The organism is Clostridium celatum DSM 1785 (assembly GCF_000320405.1).
GTDB lineage: Bacteria > Bacillota > Clostridia > Clostridiales > Clostridiaceae > Clostridium > Clostridium celatum.
The window spans coordinates 15,469-38,036 of the sequence record NZ_KB291665.1 but is presented as its reverse complement, the minus strand read 5'-3'; the positions used below and the strand labels follow the sequence as shown (position 1 = coordinate 38,036).

At 27.3% G+C, this 22,568-nt stretch carries 23 protein-coding genes, 3 pseudogenes and 1 riboswitch; all 26 genes and pseudogenes read right to left on the bottom strand.

Translation table 11 applies throughout. The annotated features are described in order from the left end of the window. Position 1 precedes the first annotated feature (1 nt). Positions 2-1,304 (bottom strand): annotated as a pseudogene (locus HMPREF0216_RS11920) (tetratricopeptide repeat protein). A 202-nt stretch (positions 1,305-1,506) separates the two neighbouring features. After that, positions 1,507-1,698: a YtxH domain-containing protein gene (locus HMPREF0216_RS11915; RefSeq protein ID WP_005214604.1), complete on the bottom strand. Its 192-nt coding sequence runs from the start codon at positions 1,696-1,698 to the stop codon at positions 1,507-1,509. Between the two features lie 85 nt (positions 1,699-1,783). After that, positions 1,784-2,410 carry a ribonuclease H1 domain-containing protein gene (locus HMPREF0216_RS11910; protein WP_005214602.1) on the bottom strand — a complete coding sequence of 209 codons (627 nt, stop codon included), beginning with the start codon at positions 2,408-2,410 and terminating at the stop codon, positions 1,784-1,786. 85 nt (positions 2,411-2,495) lie between these two features. Beyond that, positions 2,496-3,452, bottom strand: coding sequence for a YkvA family protein (locus tag HMPREF0216_RS11905; protein WP_040419816.1), 957 nt, complete (start codon positions 3,450-3,452; stop codon positions 2,496-2,498). 278 nt (positions 3,453-3,730) lie between these two features. Next, entirely contained in the window at positions 3,731-4,711 is a 981-nt protein-coding gene (locus HMPREF0216_RS11900) for a serine hydrolase (protein WP_051040715.1), read from the bottom strand. Between the two features lie 121 nt (positions 4,712-4,832). Continuing rightward, positions 4,833-5,522, bottom strand: coding sequence for an N-acetylmuramoyl-L-alanine amidase (locus tag HMPREF0216_RS11895; RefSeq protein ID WP_040419815.1), 690 nt, complete (start codon positions 5,520-5,522; stop codon positions 4,833-4,835). 302 nt (positions 5,523-5,824) lie between these two features. Next, positions 5,825-6,658: a MetQ/NlpA family ABC transporter substrate-binding protein gene (locus HMPREF0216_RS11890; protein WP_005214597.1), complete on the bottom strand. Its 834-nt coding sequence runs from the start codon at positions 6,656-6,658 to the stop codon at positions 5,825-5,827. Between the two features lie 146 nt (positions 6,659-6,804). Continuing rightward, positions 6,805-7,452 (bottom strand): methionine ABC transporter permease, encoded by a 648-nt coding sequence (locus tag HMPREF0216_RS11885; protein WP_005214595.1) that lies wholly within the window; start codon positions 7,450-7,452, stop codon positions 6,805-6,807. Further along, on the bottom strand, positions 7,452-8,417 hold the full coding sequence (locus tag HMPREF0216_RS11880; protein ID WP_005214593.1) for a methionine ABC transporter ATP-binding protein: 966 nt from the start codon (positions 8,415-8,417) through the stop codon (positions 7,452-7,454). Before HMPREF0216_RS11880 ends, HMPREF0216_RS11885 begins: the two co-directional genes overlap by 1 nt. Before the next feature lie 152 nt (positions 8,418-8,569). Further along, positions 8,570-8,764: riboswitch (SAM riboswitch) on the bottom strand. 112 nt (positions 8,765-8,876) lie between these two features. Further along, positions 8,877-9,164 (bottom strand): DUF503 domain-containing protein, encoded by a 288-nt coding sequence (locus tag HMPREF0216_RS11875; RefSeq protein ID WP_005214591.1) that lies wholly within the window; start codon positions 9,162-9,164, stop codon positions 8,877-8,879. Positions 9,165-9,452: 288 nt separating this feature from the next. Continuing rightward, positions 9,453-10,748: a DUF4179 domain-containing protein gene (locus HMPREF0216_RS11870; protein ID WP_005214589.1), complete on the bottom strand. Its 1,296-nt coding sequence runs from the start codon at positions 10,746-10,748 to the stop codon at positions 9,453-9,455. After that, on the bottom strand, positions 10,741-11,235 hold the full coding sequence (locus HMPREF0216_RS11865; protein ID WP_005214588.1) for an RNA polymerase sigma factor: 495 nt from the start codon (positions 11,233-11,235) through the stop codon (positions 10,741-10,743). The genes HMPREF0216_RS11870 and HMPREF0216_RS11865 overlap by 8 nt, the downstream gene beginning before the upstream one ends. Positions 11,236-11,460: 225 nt before the next feature. Continuing rightward, positions 11,461-11,769 carry a hypothetical protein gene (locus HMPREF0216_RS11860; protein WP_005214585.1) on the bottom strand — a complete coding sequence of 103 codons (309 nt, stop codon included), beginning with the start codon at positions 11,767-11,769 and terminating at the stop codon, positions 11,461-11,463. A 5-nt stretch (positions 11,770-11,774) separates the two neighbouring features. Continuing rightward, a complete protein-coding gene (locus HMPREF0216_RS17365; RefSeq protein WP_005214583.1) occupies positions 11,775-11,945 on the bottom strand; it encodes a hypothetical protein in 171 nt (56 codons plus the stop codon). Positions 11,946-12,076: 131 nt separating this feature from the next. After that, complete coding sequence (locus HMPREF0216_RS17170) at positions 12,077-12,436, bottom strand: hypothetical protein (RefSeq protein WP_147576266.1); 360 nt, start codon at positions 12,434-12,436, stop codon at positions 12,077-12,079. A 508-nt stretch (positions 12,437-12,944) separates the two neighbouring features. Continuing rightward, positions 12,945-14,106 (bottom strand): annotated as a pseudogene (ftsW, locus tag HMPREF0216_RS11850) (putative lipid II flippase FtsW). Positions 14,107-14,218: 112 nt separating this feature from the next. Further along, positions 14,219-14,395, bottom strand: coding sequence for a PASTA domain-containing protein (locus tag HMPREF0216_RS17770; RefSeq protein WP_242824723.1), 177 nt, complete (start codon positions 14,393-14,395; stop codon positions 14,219-14,221). Positions 14,396-14,443: 48 nt separating this feature from the next. After that, positions 14,444-16,435: pseudogene (locus HMPREF0216_RS17765) on the bottom strand (stage V sporulation protein D); the annotation flags it as partial. 371 nt (positions 16,436-16,806) lie between these two features. Then, on the bottom strand, positions 16,807-18,183 hold the full coding sequence (locus HMPREF0216_RS11840; protein ID WP_005214571.1) for a cation:dicarboxylate symporter family transporter: 1,377 nt from the start codon (positions 18,181-18,183) through the stop codon (positions 16,807-16,809). Positions 18,184-18,314: 131 nt separating this feature from the next. Further along, the gene (locus tag HMPREF0216_RS11835; protein WP_005214570.1) at positions 18,315-18,746 is read right to left on the bottom strand and encodes an RrF2 family transcriptional regulator; all 432 of its coding nucleotides are present in this window, start codon (positions 18,744-18,746) and stop codon (positions 18,315-18,317) included. A gap of 173 nt (positions 18,747-18,919) precedes the next feature. Beyond that, positions 18,920-19,570, bottom strand: coding sequence for an HAD family hydrolase (locus HMPREF0216_RS11830; RefSeq protein ID WP_005214568.1), 651 nt, complete (start codon positions 19,568-19,570; stop codon positions 18,920-18,922). 103 nt (positions 19,571-19,673) lie between these two features. Continuing rightward, positions 19,674-20,003 (bottom strand): phosphoribosyl-ATP diphosphatase, encoded by a 330-nt coding sequence (hisE, locus tag HMPREF0216_RS11825; protein WP_147576264.1) that lies wholly within the window; start codon positions 20,001-20,003, stop codon positions 19,674-19,676. After that, the gene (gene hisI / locus HMPREF0216_RS11820) at positions 19,996-20,325 is read right to left on the bottom strand and encodes a phosphoribosyl-AMP cyclohydrolase (protein ID WP_005214564.1); all 330 of its coding nucleotides are present in this window, start codon (positions 20,323-20,325) and stop codon (positions 19,996-19,998) included. Before hisI ends, hisE begins: the two co-directional genes overlap by 8 nt. A gap of 108 nt (positions 20,326-20,433) precedes the next feature. After that, a complete protein-coding gene (gene hisF / locus HMPREF0216_RS11815; RefSeq protein ID WP_005214562.1) occupies positions 20,434-21,204 on the bottom strand; it encodes an imidazole glycerol phosphate synthase subunit HisF in 771 nt (256 codons plus the stop codon). Continuing rightward, positions 21,205-21,924, bottom strand: coding sequence for a 1-(5-phosphoribosyl)-5-[(5-phosphoribosylamino)methylideneamino]imidazole-4-carboxamide isomerase (gene hisA / locus HMPREF0216_RS11810; protein WP_005214560.1), 720 nt, complete (start codon positions 21,922-21,924; stop codon positions 21,205-21,207). After that, entirely contained in the window at positions 21,924-22,535 is a 612-nt protein-coding gene (hisH, locus tag HMPREF0216_RS11805; protein WP_005214558.1) for an imidazole glycerol phosphate synthase subunit HisH, read from the bottom strand. The genes hisA and hisH overlap by 1 nt, the downstream gene beginning before the upstream one ends. Positions 22,536-22,568: the final 33 nt, after the last annotated feature.

The window sequence follows — 22,568 nt, the reverse complement described above, 5'->3', positions numbered from 1 at the left end:
ATTAATTATTAAGTATGCCTATTTCTTTAAAAATGTTAACACCTTCATCAAGGTATTTAGCTGCTTCAAAATCTCTTTTAAATTCTATATAAAACTTACCTATCATTATAGCTATTTGAGCCGCCTTATTATATAATCCACTATTTTTTGCCAAGTTAAAAGTATCTATTAGCACATATTCTGCTTCACTGTACATCTCTCTAATAGTATATACTCTATACCAAAGTAAGTTTTTCTCAACTATATGCTCCACATTACTTTCATCAATTAATCTTCCAATATCAAATAATACTTCTTCACACTTATGAAGTTCCTTTATTTTAATATATCCTTCACATATATTAAATAAAGTTTCTACTATATTGCTGTCTTTTCTTCTTAATTGAATTTCCTTAGCTATTTGATAATGCTTAAATGCTTCTTCCACATTATCAAACTCAAAAAATAATTTTCCTAAATTATTTTCTATAGTTGAAATACTTTTTTCTTCCTTTAACTCAGTATAAACCTCTAATGTCTTTTTAGAATATTTTATAGCATTAGCTAAATCACCATTTTTATTATAATCTTGAGCTAATAGCAATAATGCTTTTCCATACTCTTCCTTGTTTTGTAATTGTTCAAATTTTTGTTTGGCAAGAAATGCATAATCCATAGATTTCTTTATATTATCGATTTTAAAATATCCCTCAGCCATTATATAGTATATTTCACCAAGCATAGCATCATTTCCAATATTATTATCTAAATATACTTTTTCAGCCTGTCTTAAATAACTTGTGGCCGAATGGAATGCTTTTAACTCTAAAGTTATCTTACCTAAATTTAAAAATGTATTAACTACTTGCTCACAATTATTATTTTTTATAAAAATTACGTTTGCAGATAAATAATATTGTTGTGCTAAAACCAATTCATCTTTTTCTTTTATGTATAGTTGCTCTTAAATGTAAGTTTTTTGCTTTTCTATATTCTAAATTATATTTTTCAGCATAAAACATAGCATTTTCTATGTACTTTTCAGCAGTAATATAATCTTCAGTTAATATATATGCTTCTGCCATTTGCTCATAATACATACATATTTTTTCGGCTTGAGTCTCTTCTGATTCCATTAAATATTCTGTCGATGTTTTAAGTGCTCCTGCTAAATACTCTAATAAGTCCATTGAAGGATTTGATCTGCCCGATTCTACCAAACTTATTTGCCCAGGAGTTATTCTATCAGCAGCTAAGTCCTTAAGTGTCATATCTAATTCTTTTCTTCTTCTTTTGATTTTTTCACCTAAAGTTAGTATCTCCATATATTAGTCATCCTTTACCCCAAATATAGTATTAAAAAATTACTTAATTTATTTTATTATACCATAAAAATTTGTAAATAAATATAGATTTTAGTCATTTTTTTCAATCTTATTTAATATAAAGATAAAAAACTGTTACAGATTTCTATAACAGTTTTTATATTGTACTTACTTTATTCTATTTTAAATTTGGAATAATTAGCTAGAAACTTCCTCCAATATAATCTAAAACATTGTCGTAAACATCCCCAGCAGCTCCCATAATTCTTTTACTTGTTTTTCTTATATTTCTTTGTGTTTTTCTATCAAGCTCTGGTAATATCATTACACCAATTGCAACACCAAAAGCAGTACCAATTGCTAAACTTTTAATTACTTTTCCCAAAATAAACACCTCACATTTCTATTTCTAAATGTAGTATGCGTAATTTAAGAAAATTTACTCTAATTTTTGCTTTAAATCTAATAACTTCTAATTATTAACTAATTCCTAATGCTTCTTTTGCTAACTTATCTGCCATATCATTAAATTTATCTCCACTATGACCTTTAATTTTTTTAAATTTAATTTTAATATCTTTCATTCTATTCTGCATAAATTCGTGGTATTCTGAAGTTATTCTATTGTTTCTCTTCCAAGTTCCAAGAGCCCAATATTCAACACCTTGATAGTCATATGCTATAGTAACTTCTTTATATCCTTTATTTATAGCAAACTCCACAGCCATTTTAGCCCCTAAAACCTCTCCACTAACATTTCTAAGTGCCACTGCTTCACTATCAAATCCTTGCCCTTTATCTTCATGAATTATTTTTCCATCTAAAACTGCCACTAATCCAAAAGAATAATTCCCTTTCTCCACAGAAAAGCTTCCATCAACATAAATAAATAATCCTTCTTCATTTTCTTCTACTATATCTGAACCAGTACTTTTTCCTTCTGAATTTAAAGCAATAAAATTAATAGCTTCTTTTTCGCTTGTGAAGCTTTTATATATAGCTCCCTTAAACCCAATTACTTCTTTTTTACATTCATCCCAAGAAGTAAAAATCTTAGGTGCTCCAGATTTTCCTCTATAAACAGCATAATACTTCAAAATCTTCATCCTTTCCTACAAACTAAGCAAATTTTTTAAATACACTTAATTTTTCCAACTTTATTTTATAAAACTTCTTTTGTATCCTATCACTCTAAACAGATAAAACTTCTTCTACAACTCTATAAAGACTATCAATATTTTTTGCTCCTGTAAAGTTAGTTGCATATTCAATTAAATTCTTAACAACTAAAATTATATCATTTTTACCTTGCCAGTTTTCTAAAACTATATTTAAAGGTACATCTGTCATAATAACATTTAAAGCAAAAATTCCTATTGCAATATCATCTATCTTCCCTACAAAAGGCACCTTATCTGGAATAATATCACTTGGTACTGCAATATAAGCTACAGCAGCTGAAATTACAACTTTTGTTTTCATAGATACTCTCTTATCTTTAAGAAGTCTATATATAAGCGCAACTATATCTGGTAATACAAATATATAATCACTATACTTTTTAGCCTTTTCAGGTAATTTGTTTTCTACTATAGCCCTACCACTTGTATATCCATCTGAAGCTTTTTTAATTTCTTCGTTAACATCAGCTTCTTCCTTTTTATTAAAGCTTAATAACTCTACTTCCTTTTTTAGTTCTCCACCTAAAGAAATTTGTAAATTTTTAAGTTCTAGCTGTAATGCCTCATGTGAACAATTAATATCATTAATATCAAAGTCTACATATGGTATATCTTTTAATAAGTACTTATACTGAACTATAACCTTTCCCTTATCATAAGATATTCCTTTATCACTTAAAGATTTAAGCGCATATTTCAATGCTACCTTTCTTAAGAATGAAGCTATTCCTATGTTTAAAATTTTAAATCCAGTTACCATTCCTAATATTAATCCATCCTGCATAGAACTTAACTTTACTCTACACTCAAAATTAATTACTACACCTTTAGTAAATTTTCCTACTATTATTATTTCATCCTTTATTTCTATTTTTTCTAAGCTTAACTCCTTTATTTCAACAAAATCATTATACATACTCATTAAATCTTGTCCAGTTACGCCTATATTTATCTTTGAAATATTCATATTAATTTTCCCTTCCCCCAAGCTATATATTAATTATATTTTCTTTATATATTAAACAAATTTTCTTACTTATTAAAATAATAAATACCTTTATTAACTAATTTGATTTTGAAATCTCACTTAAGTATACTTTATTTTTTACCATTTTTAAAGTTTGTCTTTTTATATATAAAAAAGTAGTATAAAATATAGCCTCTACCTATACTTTATACCACTTTACGAGTTTATATTTTACTTACTATGGTTATTCATAAAAACAAACATTTAAAACACTTTATCTATAACTTATCATATTCATTATATATAATATTAGATATATTAGATATAACTTCATCTGCATTATCTATCCCACAAGTATAAACAACAAGTATATATGGATTATCTTTAACAAATACTATTCCGACATCATGTATATACATTCCATATGTTCCTATCTTATGTGCTACAATCTCTTGTGGTAAATCTTTATCTATTCTTTCATGAAATATTGTTTTTTCCATTGTTTCTATCATATGACTATAATATTCTTCGCCTTTATTATCATATATAAATTTTAATGCTGCAAACATCTGATTAGGAGTTATTATATTATCACTTACACAAATACTTTCATCCAATATCTCTCCTACAGTGTATAATACTGTATACATTCCGCCTAAATATCCAGTTACCATATTAGTTGCAATATTATCTGAATAAATTATTGAATAATCTAGTAGAGTTTGTACATCTAAACAACTAAAATTTTCTGATTGAAGTATTCCTGTACCGCCTTCATAATATACATCACTATAATAAATTACATCATCTAAAGAGCCATATCCTGACTTTATTGTTTCATATGCCGCTATATTCATAAACACTTTATAAGTGCTAGCTCCAACAAATTCCTCATTCTCATTAATCTTAATAACTCTCTCACTATTAATATCATAAAAAACTAGTCCTATTTTATCATCATATTCATTTAAATACTCCACTAATGATTCTTCTATTTTATCTATATTAGGTCCGTCTTTTATTTTCTCTGCATTATTATTTGCTTCTTCTATATCATATTTCAAATTTTCAGCAGTATATTTATATATATGATTTTTATTTTCTATACTATAATCATTTATTTCAATGGCATTCCTACTTGTCACATTAATTGTTTTTTCATCTTTCATAATCAAACAAATTAAAAATATTTCTCCAAATAATGTTATAGTAATTAAGCAAAAACAAATTAATCTCCAGCCATATTTATTTTTTTTCACAACTGCACTCCACTAACTCCCTACTCTTCTCTATATATTTTATTATTTACTTTTCTAATTTAATTACATTCTAAAAAAACTTCATCTTTTATTCACATTTAAAATGTATATTCATATAAAATTATCTTCCCTCATAAGGTATTATGTGTGCATTTTTTACTCCATTTTTATGCTCTTTTATCATAGCTTTTACAGCTTCATCGTAATCACTATAATATCCTATACAAAGTCTCCAATATCTCTTTTGTGTTTTTTTAGGTTCTGTTACTGGAGATAATAATAAAACTTTATCTCTAAAAGCTAATGCTGCCTTCGCTACCATCATACCATATGATTTTGCATCAAATTCATTCATAGCTTCTTTATTTGATAAATATTCACCATAAACTATAATCCCTATGCTTTTTAAATTGTTATATATTTTATACTCATTATTTTTAATTACCCCTAAATCATTAGTTCTAAGATCACTAAAAATTTCATCTCTAACAAGCCTACCTAATCTATAATTTTCCTCATTTTCATTTACTACTAATACCTTTACCCCTCTTTTGCTTTCATCTTTACTAAAACTCATGTGGAAGCTTATGAAATAATCTGCATCTGTATTATTAGCTATATCTATTCTTTCTTCTTTACTTAATGTTTTATCTTCATCTCTTATTAAAATAACCTTTTCACTATTACGTTCTAAATGCTTTTTTGCCTCTAAAGCAGCTTCAAGTACAAATTCAGACTCTTTTATGCCATCTTTTGAAATAGCTCCAAAATCCTTCCCACCATGAGCTGCATCTAATATCCATACTGCCACAGGCATTATCTCCTTATTAAATTAGCTTCATATTCTATTATATTAGATTATTTTTTTATTGTGCTTACAAGTATCTTCAATTATGTTATATTCGTATCTATATACAAATCTATAAATACAAAAAAAGAGGTTAGAAATTTTAGTTTCTTCCCTCTTTTTACTATTTTTAATAGCCCCCTATTTTTATAATATTACTTTGCCCCTATTAATATTATATAAATAATTTCTCTATATATTATTATACTTATTTGCCCTATTTTTAATACTAATCTTTTAATAATACTTACAACTTAACTTTTTTATTAAAATACAGGAACTACAGCCCCGTTGTATTCTTTTTCAATAAATTCTCTAACTTCATCAGAAGTAAGTGCTTCTGTTAAATCTTTAATTTTTTGAGTATTTTCATTACCTTCTTTAACTGCTAAAACATTTCTTCTACCTTGTAAATCATCAGCATCTTTATCTTCTTTACAAATTGTATCATTATTAACATCAAGCCCTGCTTCTAATGCATAGTTACCATTTATAACTGCAATATCAACCTCTTCTAAAACTCTTGGTAATGTTGCTGCCTCAAGAACTTTAAAATTTAAATTTTTAGGATTAGAAGTTATGTCTGCAACTGTTATTAAATCACCATCATTTATTTCAATAAGCCCAGCTGCTGCTAATACTTTTAATGCCCTTGCTTCATTTGAAGTATCATCAGGAATTGCAACTGTTGCTCCATCCTCTACTTCATCTAAAGATTTATACTTATTAGAAAAAGCTCCCATTGGTTCTAAATGAATCTCTGCTGTATAAGTAAGATGAGTATCTTTTTCATCATTGAATGATTCTAAGTATGCAATTGTTTGGAAGTAGTTTGCATCTAACTCACCTTCTTCTACCGCTGTATTTGGAAGAACATAATCATTAAATTCTACTATTTCTACTGTATATCCTTTTTCCTCTAAAAGTGGCTTTGCAACTTCCACTATAGATGCATGTGGTTCTGGAGAAACTCCTATTTTTATTATTTTATCATCACTTGAATTACTTCCTTCATTAGATGTAGCTCCATTACTTCCACATCCTATAAGACCTAATGATAATACTCCTGCTAAAATTCCTGCTAAAATTTTTTTCTTCATTTTAAAATTCCCCCTAAAATTTATTTTTAATATTACTTATTAACTTATTTATTTAAATAACTTTTAATTACTATTTACATATTTTAATTAATACTTCTTACAACTTAAATTTATATTTATTTACTAATAATTTATATATAACATAATTAACTTAATTTCTTATATAAGTAATTACCTAAGCTTTGAAGAGCTTGGACTATTATTATAAGAATAACTACAGTAACAATCATAACTTCCGTGTTAAATCTTTGGAAACCATAACTTATTGCTAATTTACCAATTCCACCTGCTCCAACACTACCTGCCATTGCAGAATAACCAATTATACTAATTACTGTTAATGTTAATCCTGAAATAATTGATGGTACTGCTTCCTTAATCATAACTTTAAATATTATTTGAGTATTTGATGCTCCAAATGATTTTGCAGCTTCTATAACTCCTGGATCAACTTCCTTTAGTGCTCCTTCTATTATCCTTGCCACAAAAGGTGCAGCTGCAATTGTAAGTGGTACTATTGCTGCAGTTTCACCAATAGATGTTCCAACTATAGCTCTAGTAAATGGAATTATAGCTACTATTAAAATTATAAAAGGAAAACTTCTAAGCACATTAATTACTACATCTAAAACTCTATAAATAACCTTATTAGGTTTTAATCCAGAATCACTTGTAACTGTTAATATTATTCCTAATAAAAATCCTAAAACACTTGCAAATAATGTTGAAAAAAACACCATATAAACAGTTTTTCCAAACTCTTCTATTATTATATTAATCATTTTACTATCCATTATAATAACACCTCCAATATAACATCTTTAGATGAAAGATATTTCATAACTTCCTCTCTATCCTTTTCATCTATATTTATAGTCAAGCTACCTAATACCTCATCTCTAAACTTTTCAAGCCTTCCTCCAACTATAGAAAAATCTATATTAAGTTCTCTTGCCATCTTAGTTATAAGAGCATTTTCTGAAGAATTACTTGGGAAAAATAACTTAATATTAACTCCGGTATTTGGTAGTGCATCTTCTTCATCTTCTCCTAAGAATTTTTTAAGCGATACTTCTGGTCTTAAGAATACCTCCTCTGCCTTTCCTTCTGCTACTAATACTCCACCTTGAAGCAATGCAACTCTTTGGCAAATTTGCTTTACAACCTCCATTTGATGGGTAACAACAACTATTGTAATTCCTAATTTTTTATTGATATCGTCTAAAAGTGAAAGTATATCTTTTGTTGTTTTAGGATCTAAAGCTGATGTTGCTTCATCACAAAGAAGAATCTTTGGTTCTAATGCTAATGCTCTAGCTATAGCAACTCTTTGTTTTTGTCCTCCACTAAGCTCTTTTGGTTTACTTTTTGCTTTATCTGAAAGCCCTACAATCTCTAAAAGCTCATTAACACGCTTTTTTATACAAGCCTTATCCTCTCCCCACACTTGTAATGGAAGTGCTACGTTATCATATACAGTTTTTCTATTTAAAAGATTAAATCCTTGAAATATCATTCCTAAATCTTTTCTGAATACTCTCTTTTCTTTTTCAGTTAATTTGTTAACTTCCTTATCCATAACAACTATAGATCCGTCATTATAATCTTCTAAGGCATTTATACATCTTAAAAGTGTTGATTTACCTGCCCCACTATGTCCAATAAGTCCATATATTTCACCTTCATTTATATTTAGTGAAATATCCTTTAAAACCTCTATATCTCCAAAACTCTTTTTTACATTTTGCATTTTAATCATGTTTGTCCACCTCCATTTAGTTAATAATAAAAATCATAAATTTTAAGCTTACTACTTAAATACTATACTTTTTATTAATTTAAGAAAAAATATAAAAAAAACGCACTAGAGAATAAACTCAAGTACGTATAAATACACTTATTAAATTTACCCTCTCATCACTCAGTTAAAAAACTGCAGGAATTAGCACCACATTAATAGTTATTAGTTGATTGTTAAGGTTAAAATTTCTTTAAAATCTCCAAATTTTAAAACACCATTGAAGTTTTACCTTAACTACTAACTTTTAACTGTTAATAGGTTGCTGGGTTTCACAGGGCCAGTCCCTCCACCACTCTTGATAAGATTATCTATTAAATTTTCCAATATTTTCTGCTGTTGATATTAATATATATTACTTGAAGATTTTTGTCAATAACTTCTATATACTTTTTTTATTTTTTATACTAAATATTCTTTCTAATAATCCATAACCTCTTCTTCTATTTTTAAAAGTTCTGCATCAGTATTATCTTCAATAAAATCTAAAATCTTTTCCTTTAAAGCTTGAAGTACATCTCTTGAAGTTCCAACGCTACATATACCTATTACTATACTTTGATGTACATCTTGATGATCAACTTCAGACACTGACACATTAAACTTATTAGTAAGCCTTTTACAAAGGCTCAAGACTATCATTCTTTTTTCTTTTAATGAATGCACCCATTCTGCCCTAAGTTCAATTTTTATTAATAATATTTTCATTTACTTCACCTCTAAACTTTATTTTTACTAAAAAGTAAATTTTAATATCAATGTCTAAAATAATCTTCTTTATATAATATATGATATATCAACTACTTTATTTCTTGATATAATTACCTGTTCTTATAATTTTATCATAACAAACTATACTATATTTATAGTTTATATAACTTACAAAAGAATAAATAATTAAAGGTAAGTAATTATAAAAAAATTAATTCCCTTAAAGAAATAATATAAAATAACATTAAGAGTTAATCCAATTATTAGATTAACTCTTAATTCATTTTATTGTTTTATTAATTCTATATAATCACCTTTAACACTATCCTTCATTATCCAAAATATTTTAAGTTTTACTTCATCTAGTATTGTATCATTTAATTTTAAATATGACTTAACATAATATTCATTGTTTTCTTCATCACTTATACAAGATACCCCACTTTCACTAATTAAACTTTCTCCATTTTCAAGTATAATATTGTCAAAAGAAATACTTTTAACATCCCTTGCTTTTAAAGTAAGATTATTTCCTATAAAACTTACAAATTCAATATTGTAATCGTTAGGTTTAACTCCCTTATTTTTTAAGTCTATTATAATATTTCTATTATCTTTTCTAGCATAATACATTTCATCAAAAACAAAGGTTAAAGATTTAATACTTTCCTTTATTTCACCTTGAAGTTCTATAAAGTTATTTTCAAAACCCTGACTTTCATAAGATGAACTTACTTCATATTCATTTCCTTCATTATCTATAAGTCTAGGATTTTCAAAGGTCATATAATCATATATATCACTATTAAGCTTAAATTCCATAATAGTTCTTGTTTTACTAGTTTTTAAACTTACTACTTCTATATCTCCAATTTCAGTGTTAATAATTGTATTATCTAAGGATATATCCATTAATTCACTATTAAATATTTCTTTTTCAAGCTTTATCGGTACAGAAAAACTTGCTAGATACTCCTTGCTTAAATCATCTTTTCTTCCTTTTTCCTTGTCATAAACATTAAACTCTAAAGTAAATTCTTCATTAAATTCTTCAAAGGCTATCTCTATATATGATTCCTGTTCTCCTTCTTCATTTTTAATACTATATGGTTCTGTATAAAATGTACTCCATGATACACCTCCTGTTTCAGTAACAATACTAATATCAACCCCTAAATTTTTTTCTCCTGATATCTCATATCCTAACCAAAGTCTCTTCCAATCTCCAGCAATAGTATTTACTTTAAGCTTCACTCCATTCTTTTGCTCTTGAAAGTTAATTTCTTTAACCAGCCCCTCTTCTACAGCATTATCAAAGCCTTTATCAAAAGTCACAAGTTCTATCAGTTTATCAAGACCAGGAACTTTGCTCATAGCATAAGCTACATTTGGAAAAATGTTTACTAATACTACAAACAGCAAAAATGTGCATGCTATTCCACTTCCATATTTATAAAATTTCTTTAAATTTCTTTTTCTTCTCCCTTCTTTCAATGTCTTTCTCACCATAAAATCAAGTTCCTCAGGAATTTCTATATTTTCATATCTTAATTTTTCATCATCTAAATAATTCTTACTCATAACTCTCCTCCTTAATTTCTACTCTTAATATTTTTAATGCCTTATGCATTCTATTTTTAACAGTAGAAATAGAAATACCTAAAACCTCTGCAACTTCATCAATTTTATATCCATGAAAATATTTCAAAATTATAACATCCTTAAGCTCCTCTGGAAGAGTATCAATAACTAAACCTATTTCCGATTTTTCATCATCTACAGACTTATCCTTTAAATAATCATTCTCTACAACTACAACTTTAGAATTTTTGCTTATAAAATCTACTGCTGTATTAACTATTATCCTACTAAGATACTTATCTATAGCATTTTCATCCTTTATCTTAGATAAATTAGAGTATCCTTTCAAAATACTTTCCTGCAATATATCCATTGCATCATGATGATTTTTCACATAATAATAAGCCAACCTATAAAATTTTTCTTTATTTTCTTTTACAGAGTCTTCAAATCTCTTTTCTAAACTCCTACCCCTAATTTTAATCATTAATGTATTCTCCCATCTAAAATTATGTAAATAGTACTATTTTATTTAATTCTATTATATAGACGTATGAACAACCTATTTTGTTTAAATGTTTTTTATCGCTATTTAAAATTTTTTAAATTCTTCTATAAACTATAAATCTTAAAAATTAAGCATTATATTTTTTAGGTTTTTCTAATAAAAACACCTCAGAGGAAATTATTTTTCACTTCCCCTGAGGTATTATTAAATTTCACTTAGACTTTCAATTAAATTAATAAAGTCACCTTCATTTTTCTTATCAAGGTATATATCTATTAATGCTTTTGTTGGCATTTTATTATATCCCTTTTTCCCATAAATAAATATATACTCTATTTTTTCTCTAAATATTTCTTCATCACTTTTTAAATCTTTAATTAATTCATTAGTTTCATATATAGCAAGTTCATCTATAATCTTTTCACGTAAAGTCTCATTAAAGTTCTCGGCAAATTCACGCTCTTCTTCATTAAGTCCTTCAATATCATTATTTAATATTTTAAAAATATCCATATTATTTACTCCATATTTCTTATCTCTTCTAAACTGTTTTCTATCCTATTCAATCTTATGCGTAATTCCTCAAAATGCAATCTTTGTTTTTCATCTTGCTCTTTTAATTTATTTGGAATATGTATAGTAATATTATATATCATAAGACCAATTAAAATTATTAATAGTATTTCCATTATACCTCTCCTCTTATTTAATTATCCTTTAAACTAATAATTCTTTTCATTTTTATAATAATCTCTATTAGCGAATTTGATATAAACTTCTTTCTATCAAGTTTATTGTTCTTCTCCATCTCTATATTGCTTCATTTTAATTTTATAATTTCACTTTTCCACACATCTTCATTACCATAATTATATCTTACATTAACTGTATCTTCATCTATCCAATTTATTTCATATGAGTCAGTTGAAAATGGTCTAAATCCATCATCTATATTTATTTCAATATCTAGCGGTTTAATAAATACTCCAAATTTTTTCTCATAAAATGTGCTAATACCACTTAAAAGAAAACTTTTTTCTTCTATAACTAAATCATTAGTTCTTTGTGGAGATTTAAAAGTAAAATATTTATTTCCACTAAATAAAAACATATAAATAAACATACTTATTGCTATAATTAATACCATAGTTATAGTATAAATTAACTTTCCTAATAACATATCTTCTTTTTCACAACAGAAAAATACAATTGGACATATAATAATAATGAGAAATAAAATATAATATAAAAAATTTGGATTAATTCCAAATATAAAAAATTTTATTTTAAAAAAACAACTTAATATAATCACAGTTATAAAGATAATTATTGATATTAACCATATCTTCTTTATTATAAATTTGGACTCTCTCTTCATCTCATTTTCTTCTCTCTCCTTACTCTTTATTATCATTTCTATATTCTAAAATATCACTTCATTAGTACTCTAAAGTATTACATATTTTATATAAAATTAAAAAAATAATAACTTTTGATTTATTATTTTTAAGTACTGAAAGATTTGTCTTAGTTATTCCACCCTTTTTTAGATAGCTCATTTGTTCTAATTTTATCTTTGTCATCATAAATCTAAATTTACTATAATCATCTGGATATTGCCTTTATTATTGTATAAAAGGTCCTAATATTAGTTTTACAAAACTATACTAAGACCTTTATCAAAAACTTTATTTATTATAATTACTAAAGCTATAGATATTATTGGTTTGATTTTCTTCTATTTCCTTAGGTTTTACTTCCTTATTTGGTACTCTACGCTGACTAGAAATATTAAGTAATACTCCCATAGCACATAAATTGAATACAAGTGAAGTACCTCCATAACTTATAAACGGAAGAGGAACTCCCGTAACAGGCATACTTCCTGTTACAACTGCAATATTTATTATCGCTTGTATCCCAACTACAGAAGTAATTCCAATAGCTAATAATCTTCCATATTTATCTTTAGCTTTTGCTGCTACATTTAAACCTTGGAATATTAAAATTAAAAATAATCCAATTACAACTGTACATCCAACTAATCCAAACTCTTCACCTATAATTGAAAATATAAAGTCATTATGTGGTTCTGGCATATATAATGCCTTTTGCTTTGAGTTACCAAGACCAACTCCAAATAACCCACCTGAACCTAATTGCATAAAAAGAATGAACTAATTGATATCCATCTCCAGATGCATCTTTAAATGGATTAGTAAAATTCAACACTCTCGCAATTCTATAAGGTTCTATAAGAATAGCTAATACTCCTAAGACTCCCCCCATAGCAAATATATTTGCTATATGTTTTCTTTTCATCCCAGAAACATAAAGCATTATAAATGCAACAAACATTATAACTGCTGTAATACTTAAGTTTCTTCCTACTAATACTAACCCAGCTAAAATCCCTACAAATACTAGATAAAACATAGGCCCTTTCCAAAAACTTTCTTGCATTCTACCTCTTTTTTCAATCATATATGCTAAGAAAAATACAGTTGCATACTTTGCAAGCTCTGATGGTTGGAATGATATTCCAAAAATATCAAGCCAACGTTTAGCTCCATTTACTTCAACTCCAATAAATGGCGTTACAGCTAAACATAAAATTGCTACTACATATAATAAAATTGTCGCCTTTTTATATTTATGATAATCAAATTGCATAATAATTAATAATGCAATTAACCCACCTACAGCCCAAATTATTTCTTTATATAAGAAATGAAATACATTTTCTTGTTCATATAATGCATAATATGAACTAGCTGAAAAAACCATCACAACCCCAATAGCTACAAGTGCTAAAATAGTATAGAATAAACCAAGATTTACTTCACCCATTTTAACCTTCTTCTTTTTTAAATTTTTTTTCTTAACTCTTTTAGATTTACTTACTTTTTTTCTTTGAGTTGTACTCTTATACTTATTCATATTTCACCTCCCACTTGTAGAATTAATATTCTGATTCCTCTTTAAGGATAATTTCTACTTTAGTATCTTTTTTAACTACAGTTCCACTTGGAATACTTTGTTGATATACTGTCCCAATTCCGGATATTGTATAATCCAATCCTAAATTATCTAAAATTGAAGCTGCAAATTCTACTGTAGTTCCCTTTAAATCTGGCATATTTATATTTTTTTGTATTTGCGTAGTATCTTTTGCTGTTAAAGTAATTTTAGCACCTTCTTTAACTGTTGTTCCTGGATAAGGTTCCATAGAAACAACTGTCTTTCCATTACCTTTTACCTCAAACTCTAAATTATTAGCATTTAATATTTCCTTAACCTCATCTAAAGATTTTCCTCTTACTTCCGGTATTATTACATTTCTTGATAACCCAAATCTTTCTTTTGCAAGAGGTGTATCCATATATTGGAATATTTTTGTAAATAATTCTTTCATCAATGGACTAGCAACTTGTCCTCCATAATAAATCCCTGTACTCGGTTCATCAACAGCAATAAACGCTGTAATTTGAGGATTGTCAACTGGTGCTAAAGCAACAATTGATGCAATATACTTATCTGCTGAATATCCTCCAGTATTAAAATCAACCTTTTGTGCTGTACCAGTTTTAGCTCCTACATCATATCCTTGAACAAAAGAACCTGCTGGTCCATCTTGTGTTGCTGTTCTTTCTAAATACCCTCTTAATATAGCTGTGTTTTCCTCTGATAATACATTTTTCTTAATAGTAGGTTTAATTGTTTCTTCTATAATTCTAGTTCCATTTTCATTAACTGAAGTTATTTCTTTAACTATATGAGGTTGTATTAAATCACCACCATTAGCTACAGCATTAAAAGCAGTCATAAGTTGCATTGCATTTACTGTATTAGTTTGTCCAAAAGAAATTGTTCCAAGATCTATTGGCGTTACATCTTCAGCTGCTTTTATTATCCCTTCTGCTTCTCCTGGTCAATCTATTCCTGTTAACTTACCAAAGCCTAATTTATAAATATATTCATTTAATTTTTCAATTCCTAATCTTTCTCCAAGTTCTATAAAACCAACATTACATGAATTCTTTAATATCTCAGGTAATGTTTGATTACCATGTCCTGCAGTATTCCAACATTTTACGTAAGTATCGCCATAGTGAACTCCGCCTGTACAATTGAAAATTTCATTTTCATTAACTAGTCCTTCTTCCATAGCAGCAATCATTGTAATTATTTTAAATGTAGAACCTGGTTCAAACGTATCACTAATTATCTTATTTCTCCACATATTTTGAATTTGATCGCCTTCTGTTTCACCTTCAAAAGTTTCATACCCTTCATATGGTTCATTAGGATCATAATCTGGTTTATTTACCATAGCTAATACTTCTCCATTATTTGGATCCATAATTACTACATATACACCTTTAGCTTTGTGTTCTTCTAGCCCCTTTTGAGCTACTTCTTCTGCTATTTGTTGTAATGTTCCATCTATAGTTAAAACTAAATCTTTCCCATCTACTGCTGGTGTAAGCTTATAAGGTACAAATGGCAATGTATTGCCCCAGTTATCAAATCCCCCAACTTTCATTCCTGGTATACCAGATAATTCATCATCATATTGTAGTTCTATACCTGTTAATCCATTTCCTTCTGAATTAATTCCTCCTAAAGTAGTTGCAAGAAAATTATTATTTGGATAATATCTTTCTATCTCTCTAGAAACCATAAGACCAAATATTTTTAAACTTTTCGCCTTATCAGCAAGTTCTTTACTTATAGCTCTAAGTAGATTTGGATATTGATTAACCTCTCCATTTTCAAGTTTAGCGTTCAATACTTCTAAAACTTTATTTTTATCTATTTCTAATGTATCTGCTATGGTTTTAGAAATATCTTCTTTTGTCAACTGATTTTCTTCTAAATAACTATCAATAGCACTTAAATCAAAATCAATTCTATAAACATTTGCAGATGTTACTAATGTATCACCATTTCTATCTAAAATATCCCCTCTTTTAGCAGTAATACTTAACTCATTCTGCCATTCTGAATTTGCTAAAACCTTATATTCATTACCCCTTACTAAAGTTATCCATGCAACCCTTACTATTAACCCAACTAAAATACCACAAATTATCTTTTCTACTAATCCTAATCTTTTAACAACTGATATCTTTCCATTATTTTTTTTAATCCTCTTTTTTTTCTTCTTTTTCTCCATAATTTGATTCTCCATTCATTTAACCTTAGCTTACATTACATAACTTATATTTTACTACATTTTGATTCATACCAAAAGTATTTTAATGGTAAATAAATTTAATTTTGGTATAATTCTAATATGAAATTTTTATGAAACTAACTTTAAAATTCAATATTTTTTTACATTATATTTACCACTTCATCAAAATACTATTTAATATAGTAAAAAGTGTAATAATAATATATAATAATATATTAACCTTAGTTTTTTCAATAAAAAAAGCCTTATAAAAATAACTCTGCTTAAAACAACTTACAGTTTATTTCTATACGGCTTTTTAATTTGATATTTAATTTACTTTATATATTCAGTTAAAATTTAGATATAACTTATGAGTTTTTAAATTTTTCTTTATCTATTTTATCAAAACTCTTTCCAACTGTTACTGCTGTAACCATTGTTCCGTTAACATTTAACATTGTACGTCCCATATCTAATATAGGGTCAATAGCAATTATTCCACCTGCAAGAGGGAAATATGCTCCCATTCCCATACCTGATATAACTACTGAAACAGCCATTGTTGCACTCCCTGGAAGTCCTGCTATTCCAAGTGAACCTATTACAATAATAACTACAAGCATTCCATAAAAACTTAAATCCTTAGGTGTTCCTGACATATTTGCTAATGTAACTGCCATTAATGCTGGATAAATAGCTGCACATCCATTCATCCCCATATTAGACCCTAGACTTCCAACAAATGATGCTATACCATTTTCAACTCCTACTTTATCTGTTAAAGTTTCGATTGTAACAGGTAAAGTTCCTAAGCTTGAACGTGATGTAAATGCTAATAATAATGGTTCTGCAACATTTTTAGCATATTTAAATGGATTTAATCCATTTAATGCAATTATTATTAAATGAATTACAAATACTACTGCAATACTTACATATAATGCAATTATAAAATCTACAACTTCCCAAATAGCAGCAATACCTCTACTTGCTATAGTATTTGCAAGTAATGCTACTACAGCAAATGGCATTAGTTTAATAACAGTCATTGCTATACTTGTGATAATCTTGTAAGATCCATGTACTAAATCTGTAACTGGTTTTATTACATCTGAATATTTTTTGTTTAATATTTTCATTGAATTTCCTATAAATGCAGCGAAAATTACAACTGCAACTACATTTCCACTAGCCATTGCTTCTATTGGATTTGATGGTAATAAACCTCTTAATGTATCTACAACTGGGGTAATTTCTCTTATTTCACCTGTTCCAGTAACTACTGTTTGAGATACTCCAAGCTTAAATAAATTTCCTATAACTATACCAACAATAGCTGATAAAGCTGTAGTTCCAAGTAAAACAAAAATTGATCTTGTTGTCAATTTCCCTAAGTTTTCACCTGACTTCATGTTTATTATTACTCTTATTATAGAAACAAATATTAGTGGAACTACTAACATTTTTAATAAATCCATGAAACCATAACCTATAAGGCCATACCATTTATTAACTTCTTTTATCCATGTTACATCACCTGGATTATCCGGAAAACCTGCAACTACTTGAACTAATAACCCTAATGCTAATCCTGCTAAAGTTGAAACTATCATTCTAGTTGAAAACTTTACTTTTTTCTTTGCCATTAAATTAATACCAAATAATACAATTGCTAATATGGCAATAAAAAGTATCGTTTTAAAATTTGTTATCATTATAAACTCTGATAGAAATGTACTGTTCATTTTTAAACTCCTCTTATGTTATTTTTTATATAATTATCAACCTAAATTTATTATTTAATTTAGGTTTATTATATTTCTTAATTATTTATTATACTTTAAAATACCTATTTTTCTTATATTAAAAGCTTTCATTATATGTAGTATATGATTTCTTCTTTTTCACTTTTATATTTTTCAACAAATTCTTTCAATGTAATAGAATTAAAATAATTATTAATTTTAGTATTAATTTCACTCCATAGATTGTTATTGATAAAGCTTTCTATATCATTACACTTTTCATCATTAATATCTATTAAAAAGCTTTCGCCCTCTAACGCTCTTAATATTTCACCTATTGTTATTTCTTGTGTGCTTTTCGCTAAAGTATATCCACCTTGTGCACCTTTTCTTCCAATTATTATTGATGCTTTTCTAAGAAGTGAAAATATTTGTTCTAAATATCTTTCTGATATTTCTTGTCTTTCCGATATAGCTTTTAAAGTTACACTTTCATTTTCTGAATTTATAACTAAATCTATCAAAGCTCTTAATCCATATCTTCCTTTTGTTGAAATCTTCATAATTCACCCTACTTTTTCACATTTGTATGATTTTTTAATACAATTTTTCTTTTCCTAGTATTCCTATCGGTAATATATATTATATATTAGGTTTTTTTTTTATTTTTGTCAATAAAAAGTCTAAATACACCTTAATTATTGTGTATTTAGACTTAGTGTATATTTTACAATACCTACTTCATTACCTTCTCTATTTCCTGAGGAGTATATATTATATAGTCTGCTCCTGCTTCCTTAAGCTCTCCTGTACCTCTAAATCCCCATGAAACTCCAACTGCTTTAACATTTGCATTTTTTGCAGTATTTACATCAACATCAGAATCTCCAACATAAATACATTCATCTTTATTAACACCTAAATACTCAATAACTTCATACACAGTTTTAGGATCTGGTTTAACTGGATGGTTAGGTCTTTGTCCATAGGCTATATCAAATGTCTCTCCAAAATATTTCTTTACTACACTTTCTGCAAACTCATGAGGTTTATTCGAAACTACTGCTAGCTTTATGTTGTTTTTCTTTAACTCTTCTAACATATTAACAATCCCTGGATAAGGTTTAGTCATATCCATCATATGCTTTCCATAGTATTCATCAAACAAACCTAAAACTTTATTTATTACTTCCTCACTATTTTTATATTCTGCAGGAACTATACGCTCAATTAATTTATACCTTCCGCTACCAACAAATCTTTTATAATCATTAACATTATGGATTTTAAAACCACAAACTTCAAGAGCATAATTACATGCATTTGCTAAATCCTCTAATGTATCTAACAATGTACCATCTAAATCAAAAATTACTGCTTTAATCATTTTATTCTCCTTGATGTCTCTAAACTAATACTTATTTAATTTTCATTATATTATAATTTATATATATAAGGAAAGATTAAGTTTCTAACGCTACACTATTATATCAAAGTATATCTATATTTTTTCTTTCACCTTTAAAATTATTTATTTTATCTCGTCTTTTTACTAATTCATTATTTATATCTTCAATATCAATTTTTTTATTAACCATAAGAACTAATAAATGATAAGCTAAGTCACAAATTTCATTTACTATTTCGTCTTTATTATTTTCTTTAGCTGCAATTATCACTTCTGTACATTCCTCCCCAACTTTTTTTAATATCTTATCAGTTCCTGTATCTAATAAATATTTAGTATATGACTTATCCTTGCCATTAATTTCTCTATCTTTAATAACTTTATATAAATCATCAAATATCACTTTACTCAATCCTCCTAAAAAAACAACTTTTTTCACCTGTATGACAAGCTGCGCCCCTTTGAATTACTTTTATTAATAATGTATCACTATCACAGTCTACCCATATTTCTTTTACTTCTTGAAAATTGCCTGATGTAGAACCCTTGTTCCATAACTCATTTCTACTTCTACTATAAAACCAAGTCTTTTTTTCATCACATGTTAACTTAAAACTTTCTTCAGACATATATGCTAACATCAAAACCTCGTTAGTTTTATAATCTTGAATTATGGTAGGAATAAGCCCTTTTCCTTTTTCAAAGTCTAAAATAATCCTATTAATATTAGTCATATTAATCCCTTCTATACCCCTTATTTTTGTTGTTTTATCTATAATACATCTTTATATATTCTTATTTATAACTTAAATATTTTATAAATTAAACTTTAAATTTATTTGTTAGTTATTAAAACTTCTAACATTAATGCCATTTTCCTTTAAATATTTTTTAACCTCTTGTATACTTATCTCACCATAATGAAAAAGCGATGCTGCTAATGCTGCATCAGCCATCCCATCTTTAAAAACCTCTAAGAAATCTTCTATTTTACCACATCCACCAGATGCAATTATTGGTACATTGGTTACTTCATTGGCTCTTTTTATAAGTTCAATATCAAAACCATTTTTAGTTCCATCTGCCTCCATAGACGTTAATAATATTTCTCCTGCTCCAAGCTTTGTCGCCTCTTCAATCCATTTTAAGACATTAATTCCTGTATCTATTCTTCCTCCATTAACAAATACATTCCACCCTTTGTTATCTTGCCTACGTTTTGCATCTACAGCAAGTACAATACATTGGTTTCCAAAATAATAAGCTCCTTCCTTTATAAGCCCTTTATTTCTAACTGCTGCTGAATTTAAACTAACCTTATCCGCTCCTGCCCTCAATATTCTTTTTATATCTTCAATATTCCTTAAACCTCCACCAACAGTAAAAGGAATAAATATTTTTTCTGCTACCCTTTCAACAACTTTTTCCATTATTCCTCGATTTTCATGACTAGCTGTTATGTCTAAAAATACTAATTCATCTGCTCCTTGATTATAGTAATATTCACCTAACAACACAGGATCTCCAATTTCCTTTATCCCTACAAAGTTGATTCCTTTAACAACCTTTCCATCTCTTACATCTAAACAAGGAATAATTCTTTTAGTATGCACTTAAGCACCTCCAACTACTTCTATTGCTTTTTTTAAGTTTATATTGCCACTATACAAAGCCTTTCCAATTATAACCCCATAAATATTAATTTCTTTAAGTTTTTTAATATCATGGATATCTCTTACTCCACCAGAAGCAGTTATTTTTATATTTACTTCTTTTTGTAACTCTTTCAACATTTCTATATTAGACCCCATTAATGTTCCATCTTTACTTATATCAGTTACTATTATGTTTTTAATACCTAGAGATTCCATATCTCTTGAAAACTCAATATAATTTATATTACTTTTCTTAATCCAGCCTCTTGTACATAAGTATCCATTTCTACAATCTACTCCTATTGCTATCTTATCTTTAAAATCAGTAATAATTTCTTTAAGAGCATCTTTATTTTCAATAGCCATAGTCCCTAAAATTATCCTACTTACCCCATTATCTACCAAATATTTTACATCATCATAACTTCTAATTCCTCCACCAACTTCTATAGGTATATTTATACTTTTTGCTACATTAATAATTATTTCTTTGTTAATAAGTCTTCCGTCTTTAGCTCCATCTAAATCAACTAAATGTATATACTTAGCCCCTGCTCTCTCAAATCCCCTTGCTATATCTAATACACTTTGTCCAACTATTTCCTTTTTCTCATAATTTCCTTGATAAAGTCTAACAGGCTTTTGCTCTATAATATCTATTGCTGGAATTATAATCATTAAATCATCTCCCCAAAATTTCTAAGTATTTTAAGACCTATTTCTCCACTTTTTTCTGGATGAAATTGTGCTCCATAAATATTATCTTTATTTACTAACCCAGGAATTTTTACTCCGCCATACTCTGAATATGCTACTAAATTTACATCCTCCATATCTCTTGCCATAAAACTATGAACATAATAAACAAAGTTTTCTTCCGAAACTCCATAAAGAATATTATTATAATTGTTAGTCTCCAATCTATTCCATCCTATATGCGGGAGTTTTACATATTTCTTTGGTTCTATCCTTTTTATTTTTCCTTTAATAAAACCTAATCCATTTCTAATTTCGCCTTCATATCCTTCTTCAAAAAGCATCTGCATCCCCAAACATATTCCAAGTAGTGGACATCCATTATTAACTTTATCTTTTATTGCATCTATTAATCTATAATTACAAAGGTTGTCCATAGCCTCATTAAAAGCTCCAACCCCCGGTAATATTAATTTTTCAGCATTCTTTATATCACTTATATCGCTAGAAATTTTACAAGGTAAATTTAATGTACTTAACGCATTATAAACACTCTTTAAATTTCCCATTCCATAATCAATAATAACAATCATCTCCAAATGCCCCCTTACATATTAGCTGTAAAT

Bases quoted from the DNA above. Each gene is read 5' to 3' on its own strand.
- HMPREF0216_RS11910 (WP_005214602.1), bottom strand. From the start codon at position 2,410: ATGAAGATTTTGAAGTATTATGCTGTTTATAGAGGAAAATCTGGAGCA.
- HMPREF0216_RS11905 (WP_040419816.1), bottom strand. From the start codon at position 3,452: ATGAATATTTCAAAGATAAATATAGGCGTAACTGGACAAGATTTAATG.
- HMPREF0216_RS11890 (WP_005214597.1), bottom strand. From the start codon at position 6,658: ATGAAGAAAAAAATTTTAGCAGGAATTTTAGCAGGAGTATTATCATTA.
- HMPREF0216_RS11885 (WP_005214595.1), bottom strand. From the start codon at position 7,452: ATGGATAGTAAAATGATTAATATAATAATAGAAGAGTTTGGAAAAACT.
- HMPREF0216_RS11880 (WP_005214593.1), bottom strand. From the start codon at position 8,417: ATGATTAAAATGCAAAATGTAAAAAAGAGTTTTGGAGATATAGAGGTT.
- HMPREF0216_RS11875 (WP_005214591.1), bottom strand. From the start codon at position 9,164: ATGAAAATATTATTAATAAAAATTGAACTTAGGGCAGAATGGGTGCAT.
- HMPREF0216_RS11870 (WP_005214589.1), bottom strand. From the start codon at position 10,748: ATGAGTAAGAATTATTTAGATGATGAAAAATTAAGATATGAAAATATA.
- HMPREF0216_RS11865 (WP_005214588.1), bottom strand. From the start codon at position 11,235: ATGATTAAAATTAGGGGTAGGAGTTTAGAAAAGAGATTTGAAGACTCT.
- HMPREF0216_RS11860 (WP_005214585.1), bottom strand. From the start codon at position 11,769: ATGGATATTTTTAAAATATTAAATAATGATATTGAAGGACTTAATGAA.
- HMPREF0216_RS17365 (WP_005214583.1), bottom strand. From the start codon at position 11,945: ATGGAAATACTATTAATAATTTTAATTGGTCTTATGATATATAATATT.
- HMPREF0216_RS17170 (WP_147576266.1), bottom strand. From the start codon at position 12,436: ATGTTATTAGGAAAGTTAATTTATACTATAACTATGGTATTAATTATA.
- HMPREF0216_RS17770 (WP_242824723.1), bottom strand. From the start codon at position 14,395: ATGCCAGATTTAAAGGGAACTACAGTAGAATTTGCAGCTTCAATTTTA.
- HMPREF0216_RS11840 (WP_005214571.1), bottom strand. From the start codon at position 18,183: ATGAACAGTACATTTCTATCAGAGTTTATAATGATAACAAATTTTAAA.
- HMPREF0216_RS11835 (WP_005214570.1), bottom strand. From the start codon at position 18,746: ATGAAGATTTCAACAAAAGGAAGATATGGATTAAGAGCTTTGATAGAT.
- HMPREF0216_RS11830 (WP_005214568.1), bottom strand. From the start codon at position 19,570: ATGATTAAAGCAGTAATTTTTGATTTAGATGGTACATTGTTAGATACA.
- hisI (WP_005214564.1), bottom strand. From the start codon at position 20,325: ATGACTAATATTAATAGGATTATTTTAGACTTTGAAAAAGGAAAAGGG.
- hisA (WP_005214560.1), bottom strand. From the start codon at position 21,924: ATGATTATAATTCCAGCAATAGATATTATAGAGCAAAAGCCTGTTAGA.
- hisH (WP_005214558.1), bottom strand. From the start codon at position 22,535: ATGATTGTTATTATTGATTATGGAATGGGAAATTTAAAGAGTGTTTAT.